Consider the following 21,819-nt stretch of genomic DNA (forward strand, 5'->3'; position numbering starts at 1 on the left):
CGGATCCTCCTCCGGTGTCTCGGTCAGTTTTCCAGTCGAAGGCGCTGGTCGGGGGAAATACCGTTTACCCGTCCCGCTTCGCCGGGTACCGCATTGGGCATGGCAGCAGTGGATGTTTCGGTGTCATCGGATCTGGAGCCGCACAAGGCGTGGGAATTGGCCTCGGATCTGAGCCGGTTCGACGAATGGCTGACGATCTTCGGTGGTTGGCGCGGCGACGTGCCGTCGGAGATCGAGGTCGGTACCTGTGTGTCCTCGTTGATCAAGGTCAAAGGGTTCCGCAATACGATTCACTGGCGCGTCACCCGCTATGACGAGCCGAAGGTCATCGAGATGGTCGGCCGTGGCAGGCCGGGTATCCGCATCTGCATGACTCTCTGCGTCCGCGACGAGAAACCGGGTTCGACGTTCCAGGTGGTCGCCGACCTGTCCGGCGGACTGTTGAACACCCGCATCGGCAAGCTGGTCGCCAAGGTGATCGAGTCCGACGTGCGTAAGTCGGTCACCAACCTCGCCGCGCTGCGCTGAATCACAGCCGGGTCATCAGCCCCATTCGTGGTTCATGGCGCGCGACTCGTAGCGCGCCTCGACGGAATCGATGCGCCGTGGCGTCGGTCGTGACACCGCGATCAACACCAACGCCAACATGGCCGTCACCGCGCCCGAAAGGAAGATCGCGAAGAAGCTGCTCTCCATCGGTACACCGGTGCCGGGCACCGACCGGCTGAGCAGCATGGCGACGAGCGCCGCGGCCATCGAACTGCCGATCGTGCGTGCGATCGCGTTCATACTGGTCGCCACACCGGTTTCGCCGGCGCCGACCTCGCTGACGACCAGCGCCGGCAGCGCGCCGTAGCCGAGGCTGATGTAGGCGTTGGCGAGGATGCCGGCGACGATGACCTGCCAGGTGTGGGAGTGGGCGAACGTGATGAACAGGAACCCGGCGAGGCCCGCCACAGCCGCCACCATGAGCACCGGCCGGGCACCGAAGCGGTCGATGTAGCGCCCGCTGACCAACGCGACGACAAATCCGGTGAACGCGCCGGGCAACAGATAGACGACGCTGGCTTCCAACACCGTCGCACCGAAGCCGTAACCCGCACCGTCACGAGGTATTTGGACGAACAGGGTCAACCCGAGGAATGCGAAGTACAGCCCCATCCCGACGAAGATCGTGGCGAGGTTGGTGAGCATGATCGGCCGCCGGGTGAGCATCGTCGTCGACACCAGCGGTTGTCTCGCCCGCCGCTCCCAGCGCCACCAGCCGGTGAGCACGGCCAAACCGCCCAATGTGCAGCCGAGCGCGGCAGGTGACGTCCACCCCCACGTCTGGCCCTGCGTGATCGCCAGCAGCAGTGCCGACAGGCCCACCGCCAACCCGGTGGCGCCAAGCCAGTCGATGGATCCGGCGACACTGCGCGGGCGCCGCGGCACCACCAGAAGCACGATGGCGATCACCATCACGGTGAACGCAGTCGTCAACCAGAACACCCGGTGATAGCCGGCGTCACCGCTCATCAGCAACCCGACCACGACAAGGCCCGTCCCGCCGCCGAACCCCAACGTGCCGGACAGCACCGCCATTGCCGACATCAGCCGCTCGGAGGACAGTTCCTCGCGCAGGATGGCGATGCTGATCGGATACAGGGCGTAGGACGCCGCCTGCAGCACACGGGCGATGATGAGCAGTTCGAGCGACGACGTGGTGGCCGCGAGCAGCGATCCGGCCAGCACGACGACGAGCACGCCGAGCAGCACCCGGTGCTTACTGTGCAGGTCGGCGAGCCGGCCGAGCAGCGGGGTGGTGGCGACGGCGGCGAGCAGGTTCGCGGTGACCGCCCAGCTCACCCCGACGATGGACGCGTCCAGCTGGTCGGCGATGATGCCGAGCACGGGAACGACGGCGGTCTGCAGGACCGCGACGGTGAGCACGACGATGGACAGCCCGGCGACCAGCAGGCGCGGCGATTGCAGCGGCGGGCGACCGGTCGAGCGCGTCGCGTCGGTGTCGACCACGCCCGCTCCGATCGTTAGCCCATCTTGGTGTTCCGCTGATTATGTCGGGTGGTCCGCGGGCGCCGGTGCCGGGTGTGCACCGTCGCGCGTCGTGGTGATGAAGTCGTCGAGCAGATCCGCCACCTCACTGGGGCGTTCCACGTGCGGGAAGTGGCCGACGCCTTCGAGCACTTCGAGCCGGCATTCGGGTCGCGCCTCCTGCGCCACGTACGCGTGGTCGACCGGGATGATGCGGTCCTGATCACCCCAGATGGCCATGATGGGCATCTCCGATGCGACGTGCAGCCTGTTCAGGGCGCTGACCGCCTGCCCGCGATAGTCGACGACGGAGCGCAGCGTGCGAAGGAAGGCGTGGCGGGTCTGGGCGTCCGCCAATGACGAGTAGGCGCTCCACATCTCCGCGCCTCGGGGCGATTGGATGCCGGCGGTGGAGAACCAGTTGCGCAACCTGTTGCCCGCGGCCAGCACCGCCCGCGGAGCGATGAGCGGGAGAAGGAACTCCGAACCCGGTGCCGACAGCAGCCGCAGCGTCCAACCCACATCGGGGCCCAGACCGCCGCTGCTGATGAGCACCAGCCGTTGACAACGGTCCGGGTGTTGATAGACGAACTGCATGGCCACGCCGCCGCCGAGCGATTGCCCGACCACCGTGACACGGGAGATTTTCAGCTCGTCGAGTAGATCGCGCAACCACACCGCAAAGGCGCCCAGGGAGTAGTCGCCGCGCGGCTTGTCGGATTGACCGTGTCCCAACAGGTCGGGCGCGATCACACGGTATTTCCGCGACAACTGGGGAATGACGCCCCGCCACGTCTCGGAACTGCCGGCCATCCCGTGGATCAGCAACAACGCCTCTTCGCCGTCGCCGACGTCTCGATAGGCGACGCGGTCACCGTGCAGCTCGAGAAAGTTGATGTTGCTCATGCGTGACTGGCCCCTTCACGGTCGTCCACAGTGCCTACCCCGAAACCGCGGCGGGTATAGCCTGCGTCACCGCCGCGCTCGGACGCTAGTTCCTCGACCGACATGCCGTCGACCAGCCGGTCCAGTGCGCCGGTCATCGTCGGGCACTCGCGCACGGGGTGATCCGTCGGACAATGCAGTGCGTGGGTGAGGAAGTCCTGCGCGCCGCGGGCTTGGGCGATGACGCCGTCCAGGTGGGCGATCTGCTCGCGCACGAGGTCGCGCCACTGTGGGCTGGGCGCGTCGAGGACCGCGGCGGCGGTATCGAGCGGCAGCCCCAGTCGGTGAAAGATTTTGAGGAACGCCAACCGGCGAAGCTCCTCTGGCCCGTACATGCGCCTGCCGGCCCGGCGCGCCCGCGGGCACACCAGGCCGCGCTCGTCGTAGTAGCGCAGCGCGGACGACGTCATCTGCAGCCGGGCCGCAGCCTCGCCGATCGGGATCGATTCCATAACGCCATTTGACTTCAAGCCGACTTGAACCGGCAAGCTCGGGTTCATGAAATCTCCCGTGGAAATGCCCACCAACCACCACGCCGACCACCCGGGCTTCTCCGGCGCCGTGGGAGCGTTGTGCGGGCTTGCCTTTCTGATCCTGGGTCGTGCCAATGCCCGCTTGGCCGCCGACGCCGCCGGGGTGTCCAGACAGGACAGGGTGGTCGACATCGGTTGCGGCCCCGGCACGGCCGTGCGCGAGGCCGCGCGGCGCGGCGCGACGGCGACCGGCGTCGACCCCGCCCCGGTGATGCTGCGGCTGGCCCGCCTCTGCACGCGCGACGCGGCGATCGACTGGCGACAGGGCGTCGCCGAACACGTGCCGCTGCCGGATGGTTCGGCCACGGTGGTGTGGTCGCTGGCGACGGTGCACCACTGGAAGGACGTGGAGGCCGGGCTGAGCGAGGCGCACCGGCTGTTGGCCCCGGGTGGCCGACTGCTCGCCGTCGAGCGTCAATCCCCGGCGGGAGCGACGGGCATCGCCAGTCACGGATGGACGCGGCAGCAGGTCGATTCCTTTGTGGCGCAGTGCCGCTCCGCGGGCTTCGGTGACATCGAGGCCGAGGCCCGGAAAGCGGGCAGACGCGACATGTGGGTGGTGCGTGCCCGTCGACCCTGACCGGCGGACAATGAAACGGTGTCACGCGCGACTGGCTCCGATGCCGTCGTCTTCCTCACCGGAGACGTGATGACCGGCCGCGGGATCGATCAGATCCTGCCGCATCCGGGGGACCCGACGCTGCGCGAATCGGTGGTCTCCGACGCCCGAACCTACGTGCGGCTCGCCGAGCGCACCAACGGACCCGTTCCCGCGCCGGTCGACGTCAGCTGGCCGTGGGGAGATGCGCTGTCGATCCTCGACGAGATGAATCCCGACGTTCGCGTGCTCAATCTGGAAACGAGTGTCACGACAAGCAGCGAGTTCGCACCCCGAAAAGCGGTGCATTACCGGATGCATCCGCACAATATCGGTTGCCTCACCGCGATCCGACCCGACGTCTGCGTGCTCGCGAACAACCACAGTCTCGACTTCGGTCATGCCGGGCTGGCCGAAACGTTGCGCGTCGTCGGACATGAAACACGTTGCGCCGGAGCCGGATCAGACATCAGGACGGCGGAGCGCCCGGTGATCGTACCGATCGCCGATGGCACCCGCGTAGTGGTGAGCGCGATCGGTTTCCCCTCGAGCGGCATCCCCTTGGGCTGGGGCGCAACGGACAGCCGGCCCGGTTTGGCACTAGTTTCCGAACCGTCTGACCGCGCCGCCACGGCGGTGGCCGGCCGAACCCTGGCCGAGAAGCGGCTGGGCGACATCGCCGTCGTATCGATGCACTGGGGTTCGAATTGGGGCTACGAGGTCGACGAGGCGCAAATCCGCTTCGCGCATCGGCTCATCGACGAGGGCATCGATGTCGTACACGGCCATTCGTCACACCATCCGCGACCCATCGAGGTGTATCGGGGCAAGCTGATCCTCTACGGGTGCGGCGACACGATCGACGACTACGAGGGCATCGCCACCTACGAGGCGTTCCGGCACGAGCTGCGGTTGCTCTATTTCGCGTCGATCGACCGCCACAGCGGCCGTCTCACCCAGCTGACACTGGTGCCGTTGAGGATGCGCCGGATGCGGCTCGAGCGCGCCACGGGCCCGGATGCCGAATGGCTGCGCGCATCGGTCGAGCGGATGAGCGCTCGGTTCGAGACGAGGGTGCGGGGGAAGCCGGACGGGTCATTGGCGGTCGTCTGGTAGCTTTACGATCGACTAGTAAAAACTTGACGATCGTAAAGCAGACGGATTTGGTGATGGCGACCGCCGCGATGGACAGAAGCGACGCCACGGACACCCGGCAGCGGCTCATCGACGCCGCGGTCACGCTGTTCACCCGGCACAGCTTCGCCGGGACGTCACTACAGATGATCGCCGATGAACTCGGCTTCACGAAAGCCGCGATATACCACCATTTTCGGACCCGTGAGGAGCTTCTCGGTGCGGTACTCGAGCCGATACTGGGGAAGTTGCGCTCGGTGGTCGAAGCGGCCGAAACACGAAGCACCCCACATGCCAGGGCGGAATGGATGCTGAGTGGTTACGCCGATGTGGCGGTGCGTAACCGCGGGCTCGTGGCGGTGCTGGCCGCCGACCCCAGCGTGGCCACCGCGCTGCAAAAACGTCGCGACTGGAGCGATCTGATCACCCGGCAGCTGAGGTTGCTCGCCGATGTCGAACCGGGCCCGGCGGGGCAGATCAAGGCGGCGATGGTCTTCGCGGGCATGGCCGGAGCGGTGGGACCGATGTGGGTGCAGTTCGACGACGATGCGCTGGCCACACATCTGATGGACGCGGGTAGACGAACGCTGGGATTGCGAACGCCACGGCGCAGAACGCATCGACGAAAGGGATGAGCAGATGAAGACAGCGGTGGTCACGGGCGGCGGCTCGGGGATCGGACGCGCGATCGTGGACAGGCTGCGCGCCGGCGGGTACCACGTCGCGGTCGTCGACCTGACGCCGAACGACGACGAGTTGGCCTTCACCGCCGATGTGACCGACCGTTCACAGGTCGACGCAGCGCTCTCGGCCGTCCGCACCCGCCTCGGGCCGGTGACGATCCTGGTCAACGCCGCCGGCCTCGACGGGTTCTCCCGGTTCAGCGACATCACATTCGAGCAGTGGCAGCGCGTCATCGACGTCAACCTCAACGGCGTGTTCCACTGCGTCCAGGCGGTGTTGCCCGACATGGTCGAAGCGGGCTGGGGGCGAATCGTCAACATCTCGTCCTCGAGCACCCACTCCGGGGCGCCGTACATGGCGCACTATGTGGCGGCGAAATCGGCGGTCAACGGGCTGACCAAGACGCTGGCGCTGGAGTACGGCCCGGCCGGCATCACGGTGAACGCCGTGCCGCCCGGCTTCATCGACACCCCGATGCTGCGCGCGGCCGAGGCGCGCGGCAACCTCGGCGATATCCAGGCCACCATCGATGCGACACCCGTGCGCCGCATGGGCAAGCCCGAAGACATCGCGGCGGCATGCGCTTTCCTGATCTCCGATGAGGCCGGCTACATCACCGGGCAGATCCTCGGCGTCAACGGCGGCCGCAATACCTGACCGTCGACCCGCCGACGCCCTGTGCGAAGATCCGCCAATGACCACCGAGCCTGCCTATTTCAGCCCAACCGCGGACGGTGGACTCATGCCGACCAGGTTCGCCCAAAGCCATTGGGGCGATGACCACCTCAACGGTCCGGCCATCGTCGGGTTGGCTGCGCAGGCGCTGGAGAACCACCACGGTTCAGCCGAGTTCATGCCGACGCGGCTCACGGTGGACCTGTTTCGGGCCGCGCGAAACGTCCCCACCACCGTCGAGGTTCGGCTGATACGGGACGGACGCCGGGTGCGCAACGCGGAATGCGATGTGGTGCAGGACGGCCGCCCAGTGGCACATGCCACCCTCGTGCAGTACCGGCGGTCGTCGCAGCCACCCGGACAGCAATGGGCCACCCCGGATTCCGTTCCCGAGTTGCCTCAGCCGGACGACGCGCTGGCGCCTTACATCGGCAGCGACGACGGCGGATGGACACGGTCGCCTGCGGCGCACCAGAACACCTCCCGCAAGCGCTTTTACTTTTCGAGCGCGAACATCATTGCCGGCGAGAAGGTTTCGTCCTTCGTCCGGGCTGTCACGGTAGCGGAGTCGACCAGCCTGGTGACCAACCTCGGCACCGACGGAATCGGCTACATCAACGGGGATCTGACTGTCGCGATGGCGCGCCTGCCGGTCGACGACTGGATTCTCGTGCAGGGCGACTCGCACTGGGCCGCCGACGGCATCGCAGTGGGCACCGCGACGCTGTTCGACCGCCAGGGCGCGTTCGGGTCCGGCATGGTGACGGCGGTGGCGAATCCGTCGGCGCAGATCGACTTCAGAAATCGACCGTTTCCCAGGGGCGAGATCAACTACGAGTGATCGCGGCTCACAAGGCTGCGGTCAGGACTTTTTGCGCGTCGTCCGGCCTGCTGAGGATTTGTTGCTCGGCGGCTGGCTCGAACCTCGACTCGCGAACCGGCCGACGGTGGAAACCCCTGGGATACGCGACACGGAGTTGTACACGTCGTTTCCGGTCGCCACGAGCGCCTCGAGTTGCGGCAGGATCGAATCCATGGTCCGGATCATCGGGTCGGCCAACGCGAGATAGCGTTCCGCGCGGTCGATCGCCGCGTTGAGGCGCTCTGTTGCAGCGGCCAGATTCTCGATGAGATCCGGCATCTGACTGGCCAGCTGTATCGACGCCGGCGGGATGCGCATGGCTTCGTTCGCGAGGGACTGTGCGGTCTCGGCAGCCGATTGCGCGGCTTCCTTGATCTCCTTGGGGGTGGGAACCTTTGGGCTCATGTGACAACGATGCCGCACGGTGATCAGGTTGTCCGTTGATTGGGCAAACGCATACCGTACGGGGCCTGAGGAGGCTGCGTCACACCGGCGTAGCGCTAACGAACAGTGGGAGAGCGGGGGCACCAGTGTTGCCGGAAAGCCTCTGCCACTTCTCGTTTCCGGTCCGGCGCGTGTTGACGTTTCGTTCAGTTGTACCGGTGACGCCTATGGGTGACGGGGCGGGCTCGGGAGCACGGCGCCCGGGTTGAGAACACCAGCTGGGTCGACGATGCTCTTGGCGGCGGTCAGCGCCGCCGCGAACGGTTCTGGACGCTGCCGGTCGTACCATACTCGATGGTTGCGGCCGACGGCATGATGATGGGTGATGGTGCCGTCGTTGGCGATGATGGCCTCGGATACGGCGGCCTTGATCTCATCCCATTGCGTGACGGTGCCGCCCCAGCGGCCCCCGGCGTAGATGCCGTAGTAGGGGGCGGGCCCGTCGGGATAGACGTGGGTGAACCGGCAGGTGACGACCCCGGCACCACAGACCTTGGCGATCGCCGTGCGTGCCGCTTCGGTGACGGCGCGGTGAAGTGCCTCGAAGTGGTCCCAGGTGCAGGCTGTTTCGAATGTCTCGACAATCATCGAGCGTCGAGCCAGCGCGTCTCGCTGGTAGGGCATCCGCAGAAACGAGGAGCGCCACGTCGCTGCTGCTTCCCGACTGCCGTCCGCTGCCGAATGCTCAGTCGCGGCGTCCCTGCTGCGTCGTGAACTGACGGTGCCGCCGTGGTCGGCGGCCAACTGCACGGCGCGGTCGAGCCAGCTGTCCACGGGATGATCGGCGGACTCGAATGCGACCAGCAGCAGCCCGCCACCGACCGTCACGCCGGCGTTGATGAACGCTTCGGCGGCGTCAAGGAGTCGGCAGTTCGATGGGTACAGGCCGGCTTGGGCGATCGCCCGGGTGGCGCCCACCGCGCGGTGGTAGTCATCGAAGGCGATGGAGGCGCTCACCTGCCACACCGGCCGGCGCTGCAGCCGCATCCACGCCTCGGTGATCACGCCGAGAATGCCTTCGGAGCCAAGAAACATGCGGTCCGGCGACGGGCCGGCGCCCGAACCCGGCATGCGCCGAGACTCATTGACGCCCACGGGTGTGACAACGCGCATCGACTCCGTCAGGTCGTCTATATGCGTGTAGAGGGTGGCGAAGTGCCCGCCCGCGCGGGTGGCCAACCAGCCGCCGAGAGTGGAATACGCGAATGACTGCGGGTAGTGGCGCAGCGTCAGGCCGTGCGGCCGCAGCTGGCTCTCCAGCGCGGGGCCGTAGATGCCGGCCTGGATGCGTGCGGCGCGGCTGGTGGCGTCGATGTCGAGGACTTGGTTCAGATGGCACAAGTCGAGTGAGACCGCCGGCCCGTCGAACCGAGGCTCGACACCGCCGACCACCGAGCTACCTCCGCCGTAGGGAATCACCGGCGTTGCGGTCGCTGAGCACCAGTCCAGCACGTCGACCACGTCGCGTTCGGTGCGGGGCCGAGCGACTATGTCCGGAATGTGCTCGATCTGACCGAGCAAGTTGCGCACCACATCCCGGAAAGCTTTACCGCGCGCGTGAGACAACCGGTCGACGGGGTCAGTGCTGCACAGGTCGGAAAGGGCGGCCGGTGGACGAATGCGGGACGGTGCGATGCCGAGTGCGCTTGGCTGCGGCGGTGCATGGTCGGTGAAATCGTGATCGGGCAGCATCGCCTTTGTCCGAGAGACCAACTCGGCGGCCTCGGCCGGCGACAGCGCCTCGGCGCTGGTTCCCCAACCCCACCATGAACGTTGCCCTGTCATCGTCATAACCGCCTTCAGCTCAATGGAGTTCGGTGTGGAGCGTAGCGCTGCGAGGGATTGCGGCGAGTTACCCGTGGCGCAGCGGGGAGTGTTCCGCATCGATACAGAGCCGCGCAGCGTCCTAGTTAGTACTTCACCCGGAAGTTGCCGACCAGCTGAATCATGTTGTTGTCGGGATCGGTGATCGGAAATAGTCGTACGCCCTTGTTGGCGTCGATGATCTCGCCAGTGCCAAGACCCATCTCGCGAAGTTCGCGAACGCCTTCCTCGAAGTCAGACAGGGCCAAGTTGAGCATGCCGTTGCCCGCACGCGCGGGGTCCTCGGTCACCTGCACCCAGCCGCCGTCGGTGACCTGCCATTCGACCAGGTTCGGCATCGGGTTGTTGTCGGGTTCGCGTCCGAACAGCGTGGTGTACCAGGCCCGGCCGGCGTCGATATGACTGACCGCGACGACGGCCAGGACGAACTCAACATGCGCCATGGTCAGTGCTCCTTTGAATCAGCGACTGCGGCGAATTCCGCTGCCAGGGTGTCTAATTGCTGCGCGGTTCCGTGTTCTCTCCACTCGGGCTGCTCCTGTCCGGGTAGATAGACTCCGTGCTCGGTCAGCACCACCCAGGTGTTGGCATCTTCTGCCCGGAACTCGACACTGGTTACCGAGACCGTCGACAGTCGGTCCTCGGTGTGCAGGGTCGACGTCGTGAGAATTCGTTCGTTGAGCACGATTTCGGCGTAGCGCGCCTCATAGGTGAGAGCACGACCTTCTCCATCGAACCCCTTGACCGTCTCGAGTCCGCCTACCACAAAGTCCTGAGAGTGCTCGGCCCCTTGGGCCATCCAGCGTCTCCGCGCTTTTGGATCCGCCCAAGCCTGAAAGACCCGCTCGACCGAGGCCGGATAGCGACGCTCCAGGGTGAACGTCGAGTGGGTTATCTCCATGATCAATTTCCCTTCAGATAGTCATCGAGCTGATCAAGCTGCCGTTCCCGCTCCGTTCGTTGGCGGCCGAGCCACTGCTCGGCTTCACGCAACGCCTTGGGTTCGATCCGGCAGCTACGCACTCGGCCGACCTTCTCGGTGACGATCACGCCGGCTGCCTCGAGCACTTGCAGGTGCTGCATCACCGCGGGCAGCGACATCGTGAGCGGCTCGGCCAGCGCCTTGACCGACGCTGGGCGGCGCACCAGCCGCTCGACGATCGCCCGTCGGGTCGGGTCCGCGAGCGCCTGGAACACGCGGCCGATCCGATCGGAAGCGGATTGGTTAGGCACATACTTAACTATTGCGGCCGACCGCTGGAAAGTCAAGCAACTTCTTAACCATGCAGACGCATCGACGTAGCCGGGTTGGCGCAGCCGCGCTCGGCGAGGCGGGAGGAAATTGCTCGGCTCCTGGCCGACCATTCAATTCAAAGCATGTCGCGTCAATAAGCCGGCGCCACAAGCCAATTCGTCACAGTGACGTATCGTCGGTGGAATAGGGGAGACGGGGAGCGGGTGAACGGCGAGCCGTCGTGGGCGAGCCGGAAGCCGAGCCGTACTGCGCCCAGGTCTCGGCGCGGCGACTGTCGACGGCGGCTGAAAATTGACCCCCTGGCGGCAGGTGAAAATTGACCCCCTGCCGGTGGTGGTTGGTGATTATTCCTCAGTGGTGGTGGTCGCGGCAGGTGTGCGGCCAAGGTCTCGGTCTTTGAGTCGGTAGCTGTCTCCTTTCAGGGCCACCGACGGAACGCAAAGCTGCAGTTGACCGTCGTTCTGGCTCCGGCGGAGGCTGTCCCCGGGTTGTATGTGCATCCTGATCACCGCCGTCGACGGCGGCGGCCGGTTGTTCGGAGTGAGTTGGATGTCTAGTGATGATGACCGCATATCTAGTGTTATATGCCGCATGAGTCGCTGTATTTGGGATATTGATCGCTATCTCGCTGTATCTACAGTCGTCGATCGCCGACACGCGGCAGTAAATAATAGACGCCACGGATGGAGGGGCTTAGGCTCGGGCGTGGGAGGTGAGGCCGGTGAGCGACATGACACGGCTTCGGGCGCTGACCGAGGCGGGGTTGTTGCATCCGAATCCGGATGGGGTGTTGGCGCCGTTGTTCACCGGCGAGTCAGGTTTCTTTCTGGCCTCCGACAAGGTGCAGGTGAAGTACGAGATGTTGCGGGCGCGTCTGGTGGACGGCCTGCCGGTATCGGAAGTTGCTGCAGCACACGGCTATTCGCGCGCAGCGTTCTATCTGGTGGCGGCGGCGTTCGACCAGTCGGGGATGGCCGGACTGGTGGACGAGCGGCGGGGCCGTCGCGGACCGATCAAGCTGCGCCCGGAGATCGTGGAGTTCATCCGCGCCGACGCCGGGTCGGGGGCCCAGATCGCCGAACAGGTGGCCGACCGGTTCGGGGTGCGGTTGCACCGGCGCACCATCGAGCGGGTGCGCGACCGGTGAGCGCCCGGTCGTTCTGGCCGCCGGTCGAAGCGGCGCAGGTCGACTACGAAACACTGCGCGCGCACGTGCTCGAGCACTCCCGGCTACCGGCAGGTCTGGCTGCGGCCCGGTTCGCCCGCCGCGGCCTGACGGGGTTGATCGCGTGGCCCAGCGCCGAGCCGGTGTTCGTCGCCGAACTCCTCGCCGCTGCCCGTCCGGCATGGACACCGCACGAGGATCCGCGCGTGTCGGCACTGGCCGCGGGCTATCAGTTCCTGCTCGACGCCGCCGCACGCGTGGATTCGGTTGCTGCACTGGCACTACCGGGGACAGGCCTGCGGTGAGGGCGGCGCTGTATGCGCGGGTGTCCACCGAGCGCCAAGCCGATCGCGGCACCATCGGCTCACAGCTGGCGCTGCTGCGCGATCACATCACCGCCGCCGGTGACGAGCTGGTTGGCGAGTACGTCGACGACGGGCATTCCGGCGCCCGACTGGACCGCCCCGGCCTGGACGCGTTACGTGATGCCGCCGAGGTCCGGGCTCGTGGAACGGGTGTGGTGCCTGTCGCCGGACCGGCTCGCCCGCGCCTACGCATACCAGGTGCTGGTGCTCGACGAGCTGGACCGCTTCGGGGTCACCGTGGCATTCACCGACTCGCCTGGGCTGGCCGCCGACGACCCGCAAGCCACCCTGCTCACCCAGGTCCAAGGCGTGATCGCCGAATACGAGAAAGCCAAGATCGCCGAACGATACCGGCGCGGCAAACTGTTCCGAGCCCGCGCCGGCGAGATCGTCACCTGGAAAGCCTCCTACGGCTACCGCCGCATTCCCCGCAGCCCCGCCACCGGCCAGGCCCACCACGAGGTCTACGAGCCCGAGGCCGCGGTGGTGCGGCGGATCTTCACCGACCGCGCCGCCGGCATCACCGTGCGCGAAATCTGTCGCCGGCTCAACGCCGACGGGGTGCCCTCGCCGACCGGCAAACCCACCTGGGGCCATTCCACGCTCAGCCGGCTGCTGCGCAACGAGGCCTACATCGGCCGGGTGTACTACAACCGCACCGAATCGGTGCCCGACCGGCGCCCCACCCGCCGCAACCGACAGGTCCCGCGCGACCGCGACGAATGGATCCCCATCGAATGCCCCCGGATCATCTCCGACGAGCTGTTCCAGGCCGCAAGCCGAGTCGCCACCGACAACAGCAAGTGGAGCCCGCGCCGCGCCGAACCCGGCCAGTGGCTGCTCAAAGGCCTTGTCAAATGCGGTGTTTGCGGTGTCGGCACCAACTGCCACAAGATGCGCGGCCGCAACGGATCTGGCACCGCTACTACTACTGCCGCAACCACGACCCGCTGCGCGCCGGCGGCGAACAACACCGCTGCCCCGAACGCAACATCCGCGCCGACGCGCTCGACACATTCGTGTTCGACCACATTCGCGCCGCGATCACCCACCCGACCAACTACTGGCCGGCGAACAAGCGGTCACCCTGCACACGCCCATCCCCGACGACGAACTCCTCAGCGCCGAACTGGCCCGGCTGGACCGAAAGATCGACGCCGCCGACGCCGAACGGCGCCGCCTGATCGACCTCTACCAGGGTGGGTTTATCGAACTTCCCGAAATGCAGCGCCGCGCCACCGAAGTCGCCGCACGCCGAAAGAGCTGCAGCACAAGCGAACCAGCCTCGCTCACGAACGAACTGCGCTCGCCCGCGACAACCAGCTCCGCCGCCGCGTCCACGATTTCGCCGCCCGCATCCACGCCGTCATCGACACTCTCGACGACATCCAGAAACAACAGCTGTTGCGCCTACTCGTCGAAGACGTACGGGTCACCGGCTGGCACGTCCAGATCCGGCTCCGCATCGCGCTGGACCCGCCACCACCCGACCCGCCACAGCCGACCAGCCCAACAGGCAAACCGTTGCCAGTCCCGCACCCAGTGTCAACCCAAGACCGTTTGCGTTCCGTTAGTGAAGATGACTTCGGCGTGGTGCACGAGGCGGTCGATCATGGCGGCGGCCACGACGTCGTCACCGAACACTTCGCCCCAGCGGCCGAAGGCCTTGTTGGAAGTGACGATCAGGCTGGCCCGTTCGTAGCGGGCCGAGACCAGTTGGAAGAACAGGTTGGCGGCCTCGGGTTCGAATGGGATGTAGCCGACTTCGTCGATGACGAGCAGCGGGTAGCGCCCGAGTCGGGTCAGTTCGGCGTGGATGCGCCCGGCGTGGTGGGCTTCGGCCAGTCGCGCTACCCATTCGGCGGCGGTGGCGAACAGGACCCGGTGGCCGGCTTGGCAGGCCCGCATGGCCAGTCCGATCGCCAGGTGGGTTTTGCCGGTGCCGGGTGGGCCGAGGAAGACTACATTGTCGCGGGCGGCGACGAAGTCCAGGGTGCCCAGGTGAGCGATGGCGTCGCGTTTGAGTCCGCGGGCATGGTCGAAGTCGAATTCCTCCAATGACTTTCGGGCCGGGAATCGGGCGGCGCGGATGCGTCCTTCACCGCCATGGGATTCGCGGGCCGAAACCTCGCGTTGCAGACAGGCCGCCAGGTATTCCTCATGGGTCCAGTTCTCCGCCCGGGCCCGCTCGGCTAGCCGGGCAATCGAGTCGCGCAGGGTCGGGGCTTTAAGTGCGCGAGTCAGATAGGCCAGCTCGCCGGCGACGTCCCGGCCGGCCGCAGTGGTGGTTTTGGTAGTCCCCATCAGGCTGCCCCACCATCGAGATCGACCCCGAACGCGGTGTCATAGGACGACAGCTCGCGCACCGGCACCTCGGATTCTAATGGCGGTGTCGGGGTCTGGATTCTTCTACGCCGCAACACCTTGGCCGCCTCCACATGCACCGGATCAGAGATCGTCTGATGGGTCGCCCAGATTCGCGCATGCTCGGCCACCGGTTGGCCGTCGCAGACCACGTGCACCCGTTGCAGGTCGGCGCGCACCAACACCCGGCGCCCGACTGCGGCAGGGTGCACCGAGTAGTCGTTGCCGTCAAGGCGGATGTAGTGATCACGTGGCAGCCGCAACGACGAACACCAGCCGGTGGCCGGTGCCACCGGCGGTAATCCCAGCATCGCCGCCCGATCCGCCTCGATCCGGTCGGTCGGGGCGCAGCCAAGCGCTCGGCGGGTGCGGGTGTTGACCACGGCCAGCCAATCGGTCATCTGGGTGTTGAAATCGGCCGGCGAGGCGAAGGTGCGGCCAGGTAGAAACGAACGCTCCAGGTAGTCATGGGCTCGTTCGATAAGCCCTTTGGCTTCCGGGTCGGCGGGCTTGCAGACGATGACCTTGGTGGCCAGCACCCCGCGAAAGGCCTGACATTCCTTGGTCAGCTCAACGCGCCCCGCGCGCCAACGCCCGATCGCACCCTCACCGTCCCACACCAAGGCTCGCGGCACCGCGCCGAGCCGGCTGATCAGCTCCCACCACCCAGCGAACAGATCCTCAGCACGCCGGGTGGGGAGCAAGATGGCCATCAGCCATCGCGAGTAGGCACTGATCATCGTCAGTACCGGCAACCGGGTGGCGGTGCGGGTCTGGCCAAAGCCGACCGCGATCTCTACCGGCGGGAACCACAGATCGCACTGGGCGATCTCTCCGGCGGCATAGGCGGTGCGCGAGGCCGGATCTGGCGGCAGATACACCGGCCGCAACTCAGCCACCCGCGCCGAGAGCACCCGGATCGAGCGGGTCCAGCCGATCCGCTCGGCGATCACCGTCGCCGGCATCCGTGGATAGGCCTGCAGCAGTTCGCGGATCCGCGGTACAGCCTCATCGACGATCGAACCCCGCGGTGGCCGTTCGTACTTCGGCGGCACATCCGAGGCCAACGCCGACTTCACGGTGTTCTTCGAAACCCCCAGCACCCGCGCGATCACCTTGATCGGCAGGCCCTCGGCACGGCGCAGACGACGGATCTCGGCCCAATCTTCCACAGACAACATTCCCTTCTGGTCCTCCTGGCTCGACTAGAGCCAGGCCACCGGACCAGGGGGTCAAAATTCAGTTGCCGCGCCGGGGTCAGTTTTCACGTGCCGCTGACAGCGACAAGACGACGTCCTCGGCGCAGATTCAATGAGAAAGGTGTCGGCTGGCGCAGATATGCAGATTTGTTGAGGCCCGAAAACACTTCCCATCGAATTCGACGCTCGACGGGCCAGGCAAAACCATAGCACCGAATAGCACTGTGCCACAGTGCAACTCGCGCCGGTGCCGGTAACGGTGCGTGCTCAAGAGGTGCGAATTGCGGGGGAGTGGAGCATGCGCACATCGCAGCGTCCGGAGCGTGGCCATATCTCAGGCTAGTTTACGGCTAGATGTGTGGCTATAATGGGCCGCATGCGATCGATTCCGCTCGGCGAGGCCAAAGACAAGCTGTCGGCGCTGGTCGATGACGCCGAAGCCACGCACGACATCATTACCATCACCAAGCACGGGCGACCTGCGGCCGTCCTGATGTCGGCCGATGACCTCGAATCGCTGCAGGAGACTGTGTATTGGCTTTCACAGCCCGGGATCCGCGACACCATCGTCGCGGCCGAACGCGAATACGCAGAGGGCTCGACAGTCGACGGCGATGCGCTGCGTGACGAGTTCGGCCTTCCGCCACGGTGACCACAAAGGACCGCCCGTACCACGTCGACGTAGCCGGGTCCGCACGCCGTGACTTGCGGCGCCCCTCAGGCAAGATCGCCATGGCGATCATCGAGTTCATCACCGGCCCGCTTGCTGAGAACCCACAGCGGCTCAGCAAGGTCCTGCGGGGCGAACTGGCGGCTTACCGCAGCGCCCGCCGAGGCGATTACCGGGTGCTGTTTCGCATCGACGATGACAAGCACGCCATCGTCATCGTTGCGATCGATCACCGTGCCCAGATCTACCGCCCGCGCTGAAGCCGGCTGCGGATATTGCGGGGCCGGTGCGTTCCTTCGATCCGATCAAAAAGCGTTGATTACGAGCAGGATTCGCACGTGGAATCCATACAGCGAGCCATGGGCAATTCGTCACAGTGACGAAAGAGTGTCAGTTGGACCCCCTGGATGTAGCGAGGGGTATTCGCTGCCGGCGCGCGGGCAGGTAGTACTCCCGGGCGCGACAGGTTGAGTGGACGCATCGCCCATAACCCCGTGAGAACGCTTTCACCACAGTCGTGTGGAGATGCAGTCGCGCGGAGATGCGACGTCGAGTGCACGCTCCAGGTGCGGAAAAGCACCACAGAGGTACGTGAGGCGTGCACTCGGCGGCAAAAGAACCAGGCACTACAAAGTGCCGATAAGCCACATTATGTCAAGTTGGATGCCGGACCCTCCGCAATGGTCCTCCGGGCAAAACAGGACTACTACTTACTAGACCCATCGACTCTTCTGCGGCGAAGCCCTTCCCCGACTGGCCACCATCGGCTGAAGTTCCGTCAACTCACATACTCGACCCAGTGCAGCGTGGGTATACACCGCAGTGATTTCAACTGCGCGACCCCGATGACAACGGCGGCCTCGTCGAGCGGCGTTAGAACGCGTAGCGGAGAATTCGCGCCTTACGGGCCCCGGTCTTGGTCTGGCCCATCAGCTTCGTCGCGATACGTACCCAGCCGGGAAAGAGGTCGACCTCCGGCTGGTGCGCAAGACTGGCCTCCTCGACCAGCTTCATCCGCGGATTCCAAGTCTGTGGATGATGTGCATCCTTGAAGCCGGCGTAGCCCCACTGATTTCCGACATCCTTGAACATTTTCTGCGGAGCCAGCTTGATCGCGAGCCGACTGGCTAGGCCGATCCCGCCGTAGTCGTTGAACGCGAGTTCGCCGGAACGGAAGTACTCGGTGATGCGGCGGAAGATGTCCACGATCACCGGCTCGGTCAAAAAGGCGAAAAGTCCGTCGGCGACCAGCATGGTGGGCCGTTCGTTCGGGATCGCCTCGGCCCAGCGCTTGTCGGCCAGCGACACCGGCACCGAATGCGACTGCGGGTTGGCCGGTAGAACCTCGTCGCGCACCGCCATGATCCCCGGCAGGTCCACGTTGTACCAGTCCACCGACGAAGGAGGACCAATCCGGTAGAAGCGGCTGTCGAGCCCGGCCCCGAGATCGACTACTACCGCATTCGGGTGCCGCCCGACGAAGCCGCGTACCCGGTCATCGAGCAACTTCGCGCGCAGCGCGGTCTGGCAAACGACGCTGGTCTGCACGCCGAGACCCGCAAAGTCGTAGTCGATCTTGCCCACCACGTCGCTCGCGAGCGTGTCGCCGAGGATCGGTTGGCGCCAGCGACTGTCGAGTGCTCTGGCGTAGACAGTGAGAAGCGCGGTCTGTTCGACTGGACTCAGTTCGGTGGCGGCATTTCTCATGACCGCGAACATACACCTCTTCTCAGGGTGAACGGATCGCCGAAACCGTTCAGCCCGTCGTGATTACGCGCCTAAGCGGTGATTACGTACTGGCCGTGCTCGCTGTGAGCGACATCGAGGCCGGCAGGTCCTGGTACACAAATCTGTTCGGCCGCGAACCTGACAACAATCCGATGTCGAATCTGATCGAATGGCAGGTCACCAACGGCGCCTGGGTGCAGGTTACCGAGGATCGCCAGCTTGCCGGCAACGGGATGCTCAACCTAGCCGTGTCGGACATCGAGGAAGGCGCTCGGGAACTCCGCGAGATCGGTTTGGACCCAGGCGAAATCATCGAAGCGAATCAGGGCTACGACTGTGGCCAATCACCGATACGGATAACAACCAGTTTCAGCTCGTCGGCAACTTTCGAGTGAAATACTGACGAACTGATCGGCTAACTCAAACAAACGATCGACTATCGGGCTGTTGCCGGAAATACGGGCAGGATCCACCCGGTCGAGCCGGCCGAAACGTCCTCACCTGCCACCTACAACCGAAGGAATACGACCAGGTCGAATATGGCGGGTTACCGATAAATTCGGGTGCCCCGGAGGCGGTGCGCTGCAGGGCGTCGCTGCGGTACGGGTTTGTAGAGGTGATGCCCAGCTAATTACCTCTTGCCCACTAAAGCCTCAGTGCCCCCTCGGCCAGTTCGTCGAAACGCTCTATAACCTCGTCGTTTTCGGCGTCGATGCCGCGCAGCGGTCCGCGGTCGGCCAGGTACCGCTGCGCGTACAACCGCGCCACCAGCGCCTTGCGGTCCCCGCGCCCAGAATCGCGCTCCCAGGCGGCCTGCTCGATGAGCAACGCACCGGCGTACACGTCGCCCATGAACTGGGCGAGCGGGAACAGCCGCGCCTCCGCCACCGCGCCGTCCAGTTTCGTCCACGCGGTAATTGCTGCGTCGAGATCTTCGATGCGCTGCGACACCAAACGTGTTGTGACTCCATCACTCGAGTCGTCTGATACTGACACCGCGTCGTGTAGCCGCTGCAGCAGTGGCTCGTGTGCATTGGCCTTCTCGATCCCCCGCTTCACGTCCAGACAGAGGATGTTGTCGGGGCCCTCCCAGATGGTGTTCACCTGTGCGTCGCGCAGCAGCCGGGCCACCGGCCAGGACTCGATATAGCCGTTGCCACCGTGGATTTCGATCGCGTCGGATGCCATGGTTATGCCCAGCCGGCAGGCTTTGAGCTTCGTAACGGGAACCGCGATGCGCTGGCGCACCCGGCGCGGCTGCCGGTGGTTGGCGAACCCCATGCCGTCGAAAACCAGCGCCTGGGCGGCTTCGACGTCGACGATCATCTCGGCCAGCTTTCGGCGCATCAACGGCTTGTCAATCAGCTTGTCGCCGAACGCCTGCCGACTTCGGGTATAGCACAGCGACTCGACCAGTGCCCGCCGCGCATTGCCCAAAGCAAACTGCGCGATACCCAGTCGCGCTGCGTTCGTCAGCTCCATCATGCGGCCCAGACCTTTGCCGTCGGCCGCGCCCGCATCGGCGGTGGGCTCGCCGGAAAGCAGGAACGCCTCGGCGTCAACAAATTCCACCTCGCCGGAAGCAACCGAGCGAGTGCCGAGCTTGTCCTTCAGCCGGCGGATCCGCACGCCATTGCGGGAACCGTCGCGTCGAGTGCGCAGCACCAGGAAGTTGGCGACGCCGCGGCCGGAGTCGGGCGCACCCTCCGGTTTTGCCAGCACGATGAACGCCTCACCGTTGCAGTTCGAGGCAAACCACTTGAAGCCGTTGAGCAGCCACGCATCGCCGTGCCGCGTCGCCGTCGTCTCCAGCGCTCCGAGATCCGAACCGCCGGTGCGCTCGGTCAACAGCTGCGCGGTCTCCCCCGCCCACTCGCCGGACGCGAACTTGGCGAGCACATGGTCGCGCACATCGGACGGCGCGTACGCCGCGACCAAGGCTTGCACCATCCCGCCGCCAGTGCCCAACGCGCATCCCATCCCGATGTCGGCCTGGTCGAGTAGGTAATTGGACGTGAACAGCATCAGCGTGGGGTTCACCCCGGCGCGGCGGGCATCCTCGCGCAACTCGGCCTGGGCGTTGAGCACCGCGCGCTTGGACTCGACGAATGACGGCGGCATGACCACCCGGCTGATGTCGTGGCCCCACCGGTCGTAACGCTCGAGGCGCGGCGGGTTGCGGTCGGTCTCCTCGGCCCACCGCGCGACGGGGCCACCCATGAGTTCACCGATGCGCGACAGCAGCGGTTCGGCAAACGCCAGCTCGTCGGGCTGCAGATAGTAGGCCATCGTCGCTTGCAGCGTGGGATCGCTGGTGTACCAGTTCAGGCCCACGGCGCCCTGGTAGTTCTCGGTCCGATAGCGCTCTGATTTCTCCGCGGACGCGAAGGGAAGCCGATCCACCGCCTCGATGTCGTAGTCGGTCACATCGCAACGTTATTACACTTGCCATGCCAGGTGTCGACGAATTGTAATCCTGTTTTGTAGCGGTACCGCCAGCTGACCACTTGTCACGGATCTCGCCGCTCAAGCGACACGCATCAGAATCTCGTGGATAACTGCTGTTATTCATGAAACTCGTGCGGACATTGCGTCTTCCGCCGGTCCACACGTCTCCCCTTCCCCGTTTTCAGCAACCGAGGTCGCGGCGGTACAGCGAGTCGCATCGATCACATGCTTTGCGGGGGCATCGATCCAAACTGTACGGACGTGTCATCTCGAGCTGGACAGTTCGACTCGAGACTATCCGAATAATCTTGGCATACAACCAGTTTGGTCATGAGAACTAGATCCGGGAATAGACACTTGTCAACCACGTCGGCCCCTCTCGTCTAGCCTCCTCCAGTACGTCGAAATGCTTGGCGGTCGAACCTGACGGACTCCGTATCTGTCAGAAGTTTCCAGGGCGGCATTCCGAGGAGACCAGCAAGGCGCCCCTGCATCTGGACGCCGGACGGCAGCGGGCGCCACCATATGGTCACCTCGGCGATCTTGCCGTCCGCATTGAGCAGGATGTAATCCATTCCGTTGACCACGGTGTCTTCGATCTGCAGCCGGAAGTACGCGGCATGGTGCGTCTCACCGCTGAGGACTTCCTTGTAGGTGAGGTCGGTCGCCACCGTGCCGACCGACCGCATGGCTTCCAGGACTGCCTCGCGCCCGGTGAGTGGCTCATCGTCGAGCGGGCCATACAGCACCACGTTCTCGGCGAGGATTCCGGAAAGAGCGTCGTTGTCTGCGCCGCCGTGCATGCAGTCGACAAAGAATTCCACGGCGTCGCGATTCGGGGCGAACGTGGGCATGGTTACTCCTTATTCGTTTGTTGCTTGTGGTTTGTGAG

General features: G+C 65.4%; 25 protein-coding genes and 3 pseudogenes. 13 read left to right on the top strand and 15 right to left on the bottom strand.

Translation table 11 applies throughout. The annotated features are described in order from the left end of the window. Positions 1 to 99: 99 nt before the first annotated feature. Positions 100 to 528: a type II toxin-antitoxin system Rv0910 family toxin gene (locus tag G6N18_RS03120; RefSeq protein ID WP_067217203.1), complete on the top strand. Its 429-nt coding sequence runs from the start codon at positions 100 to 102 to the stop codon at positions 526 to 528. A 15-nt stretch (positions 529 to 543) separates the two neighbouring features. Here the strand turns inward: G6N18_RS03120 and G6N18_RS03125 are convergent, their stop codons facing one another. From G6N18_RS03125 to G6N18_RS03135, 3 genes are read right to left on the bottom strand one after another with little or no spacing between them, the layout of a single operon-like run. Continuing rightward, positions 544 to 2,016, bottom strand: coding sequence for an MFS transporter (locus G6N18_RS03125; RefSeq protein ID WP_083007020.1), 1,473 nt, complete (start codon positions 2,014 to 2,016; stop codon positions 544 to 546). Positions 2,017 to 2,055: 39 nt separating this feature from the next. After that, positions 2,056 to 2,940 carry an alpha/beta fold hydrolase gene (locus G6N18_RS03130; RefSeq protein ID WP_083007023.1) on the bottom strand — a complete coding sequence of 295 codons (885 nt, stop codon included), beginning with the start codon at positions 2,938 to 2,940 and terminating at the stop codon, positions 2,056 to 2,058. Continuing rightward, entirely contained in the window at positions 2,937 to 3,431 is a 495-nt protein-coding gene (locus tag G6N18_RS03135; protein WP_082949215.1) for a MerR family transcriptional regulator, read from the bottom strand. The genes G6N18_RS03130 and G6N18_RS03135 overlap by 4 nt, the downstream gene beginning before the upstream one ends. Positions 3,432 to 3,477: 46 nt before the next feature. On the opposite strand from G6N18_RS03135, the gene G6N18_RS03140 reads away from it, so the two are divergent. The 5 genes from G6N18_RS03140 to G6N18_RS03160 are packed head-to-tail and all read left to right on the top strand — an operon-like array spanning position 3,478 to position 7,444. Continuing rightward, positions 3,478 to 4,092 carry a class I SAM-dependent methyltransferase gene (locus G6N18_RS03140; RefSeq protein ID WP_083007025.1) on the top strand — a complete coding sequence of 205 codons (615 nt, stop codon included), beginning with the start codon at positions 3,478 to 3,480 and terminating at the stop codon, positions 4,090 to 4,092. Between the two features lie 18 nt (positions 4,093 to 4,110). Then, on the top strand, positions 4,111 to 5,226 hold the full coding sequence (locus G6N18_RS03145) for a CapA family protein (protein WP_083007028.1): 1,116 nt from the start codon (positions 4,111 to 4,113) through the stop codon (positions 5,224 to 5,226). Between the two features lie 53 nt (positions 5,227 to 5,279). Next, positions 5,280 to 5,879, top strand: coding sequence for a TetR/AcrR family transcriptional regulator (locus tag G6N18_RS03150; RefSeq protein ID WP_109749590.1), 600 nt, complete (start codon positions 5,280 to 5,282; stop codon positions 5,877 to 5,879). A gap of 4 nt (positions 5,880 to 5,883) precedes the next feature. Then, positions 5,884 to 6,585: an SDR family NAD(P)-dependent oxidoreductase gene (locus tag G6N18_RS03155; RefSeq protein ID WP_083007031.1), complete on the top strand. Its 702-nt coding sequence runs from the start codon at positions 5,884 to 5,886 to the stop codon at positions 6,583 to 6,585. 37 nt (positions 6,586 to 6,622) lie between these two features. Then, entirely contained in the window at positions 6,623 to 7,444 is an 822-nt protein-coding gene (locus G6N18_RS03160; RefSeq protein WP_083007034.1) for a thioesterase family protein, read from the top strand. Positions 7,445 to 7,465: 21 nt separating this feature from the next. Here G6N18_RS03160 and G6N18_RS03165 read toward each other — a convergent pair whose 3' ends face one another. The 6 genes and pseudogenes from G6N18_RS03165 to G6N18_RS24850 form a co-directional block, all read right to left on the bottom strand. Next, positions 7,466 to 7,870, bottom strand: coding sequence for a hypothetical protein (locus G6N18_RS03165; protein WP_083007037.1), 405 nt, complete (start codon positions 7,868 to 7,870; stop codon positions 7,466 to 7,468). A gap of 204 nt (positions 7,871 to 8,074) precedes the next feature. Beyond that, positions 8,075 to 9,694 carry an FAD-binding oxidoreductase gene (locus G6N18_RS03170; RefSeq protein WP_083007053.1) on the bottom strand — a complete coding sequence of 540 codons (1,620 nt, stop codon included), beginning with the start codon at positions 9,692 to 9,694 and terminating at the stop codon, positions 8,075 to 8,077. Between the two features lie 125 nt (positions 9,695 to 9,819). Then, on the bottom strand, positions 9,820 to 10,176 hold the full coding sequence (locus G6N18_RS03175; RefSeq protein ID WP_067217226.1) for a VOC family protein: 357 nt from the start codon (positions 10,174 to 10,176) through the stop codon (positions 9,820 to 9,822). A gap of 2 nt (positions 10,177 to 10,178) precedes the next feature. Beyond that, a complete protein-coding gene (locus G6N18_RS03180; RefSeq protein WP_067217229.1) occupies positions 10,179 to 10,634 on the bottom strand; it encodes an SRPBCC family protein in 456 nt (151 codons plus the stop codon). A gap of 2 nt (positions 10,635 to 10,636) precedes the next feature. Further along, on the bottom strand, positions 10,637 to 10,966 hold the full coding sequence (locus tag G6N18_RS03185; RefSeq protein WP_067217233.1) for an ArsR/SmtB family transcription factor: 330 nt from the start codon (positions 10,964 to 10,966) through the stop codon (positions 10,637 to 10,639). Positions 10,967 to 11,332: 366 nt separating this feature from the next. Next, a pseudogene (locus G6N18_RS24850) lies at positions 11,333 to 11,416 on the bottom strand (IS21-like element ISAau2 family helper ATPase IstB); the annotation flags it as partial. 302 nt (positions 11,417 to 11,718) lie between these two features. Between G6N18_RS24850 and G6N18_RS03195 the strand changes: the two are divergent. From G6N18_RS03195 to G6N18_RS24480, 4 genes and pseudogenes are all read left to right on the top strand, one after another. Beyond that, on the top strand, positions 11,719 to 12,135 hold the full coding sequence (locus G6N18_RS03195; RefSeq protein WP_244960083.1) for a helix-turn-helix domain-containing protein: 417 nt from the start codon (positions 11,719 to 11,721) through the stop codon (positions 12,133 to 12,135). Then, on the top strand, positions 12,132 to 12,458 hold the full coding sequence (locus tag G6N18_RS03200) for a hypothetical protein (protein WP_083007421.1): 327 nt from the start codon (positions 12,132 to 12,134) through the stop codon (positions 12,456 to 12,458). The genes G6N18_RS03195 and G6N18_RS03200 overlap by 4 nt, the downstream gene beginning before the upstream one ends. Positions 12,459 to 12,478: 20 nt before the next feature. Beyond that, a pseudogene (locus G6N18_RS24855) lies at positions 12,479 to 12,586 on the top strand (hypothetical protein); the annotation flags it as partial. A gap of 52 nt (positions 12,587 to 12,638) precedes the next feature. After that, positions 12,639 to 13,292: pseudogene (locus G6N18_RS24480) on the top strand (recombinase family protein); the annotation flags it as partial. A gap of 417 nt (positions 13,293 to 13,709) precedes the next feature. Here the strand turns inward: G6N18_RS24480 and G6N18_RS24860 are convergent. From G6N18_RS24860 to istA, 3 genes are all read right to left on the bottom strand, one after another. Beyond that, positions 13,710 to 13,916 (bottom strand): hypothetical protein, encoded by a 207-nt coding sequence (locus G6N18_RS24860; RefSeq protein WP_163689794.1) that lies wholly within the window; start codon positions 13,914 to 13,916, stop codon positions 13,710 to 13,712. 147 nt (positions 13,917 to 14,063) lie between these two features. Beyond that, positions 14,064 to 14,822 (bottom strand): IS21-like element helper ATPase IstB, encoded by a 759-nt coding sequence (istB, locus tag G6N18_RS03215; RefSeq protein WP_163689796.1) that lies wholly within the window; start codon positions 14,820 to 14,822, stop codon positions 14,064 to 14,066. Then, positions 14,822 to 16,063, bottom strand: coding sequence for an IS21 family transposase (istA, locus tag G6N18_RS03220; RefSeq protein ID WP_163689798.1), 1,242 nt, complete (start codon positions 16,061 to 16,063; stop codon positions 14,822 to 14,824). The genes istB and istA overlap by 1 nt, the downstream gene beginning before the upstream one ends. A gap of 394 nt (positions 16,064 to 16,457) precedes the next feature. On the opposite strand from istA, the gene G6N18_RS03225 reads away from it, so the two are divergent. Beyond that, complete coding sequence (locus G6N18_RS03225; protein WP_067217392.1) at positions 16,458 to 16,733, top strand: type II toxin-antitoxin system Phd/YefM family antitoxin; 276 nt, start codon at positions 16,458 to 16,460, stop codon at positions 16,731 to 16,733. After that, positions 16,730 to 17,011, top strand: a complete 282-nt coding sequence (locus G6N18_RS03230; RefSeq protein ID WP_067217236.1) for a type II toxin-antitoxin system RelE family toxin — start codon at positions 16,730 to 16,732, stop codon at positions 17,009 to 17,011. Before G6N18_RS03225 ends, G6N18_RS03230 begins: the two co-directional genes overlap by 4 nt. Positions 17,012 to 17,624: 613 nt before the next feature. Here the strand turns inward: G6N18_RS03230 and G6N18_RS03235 are convergent. Further along, entirely contained in the window at positions 17,625 to 18,458 is an 834-nt protein-coding gene (locus G6N18_RS03235; protein WP_083002849.1) for a class I SAM-dependent methyltransferase, read from the bottom strand. Between the two features lie 104 nt (positions 18,459 to 18,562). Here G6N18_RS03235 and G6N18_RS03240 point away from each other — a divergent pair, with 104 nt between their 5' ends. Beyond that, a complete protein-coding gene (locus G6N18_RS03240; protein WP_234806178.1) occupies positions 18,563 to 18,874 on the top strand; it encodes a VOC family protein in 312 nt (103 codons plus the stop codon). A 250-nt stretch (positions 18,875 to 19,124) separates the two neighbouring features. Here G6N18_RS03240 and G6N18_RS03245 read toward each other — a convergent pair whose 3' ends face one another. Together G6N18_RS03245 and G6N18_RS03250 are read right to left on the bottom strand one after the other, a co-directional pair. Further along, the gene (locus tag G6N18_RS03245; protein ID WP_083002811.1) at positions 19,125 to 20,906 is read right to left on the bottom strand and encodes an acyl-CoA dehydrogenase family protein; all 1,782 of its coding nucleotides are present in this window, start codon (positions 20,904 to 20,906) and stop codon (positions 19,125 to 19,127) included. A 404-nt stretch (positions 20,907 to 21,310) separates the two neighbouring features. After that, positions 21,311 to 21,781 (bottom strand): nuclear transport factor 2-like protein, encoded by a 471-nt coding sequence (locus tag G6N18_RS03250; RefSeq protein WP_083002807.1) that lies wholly within the window; start codon positions 21,779 to 21,781, stop codon positions 21,311 to 21,313. Positions 21,782 to 21,819 lie beyond the last annotated feature (38 nt).

Source organism: Mycolicibacterium celeriflavum (assembly GCF_010731795.1).
Taxonomy (GTDB): domain Bacteria; phylum Actinomycetota; class Actinomycetes; order Mycobacteriales; family Mycobacteriaceae; genus Mycobacterium; species Mycobacterium celeriflavum.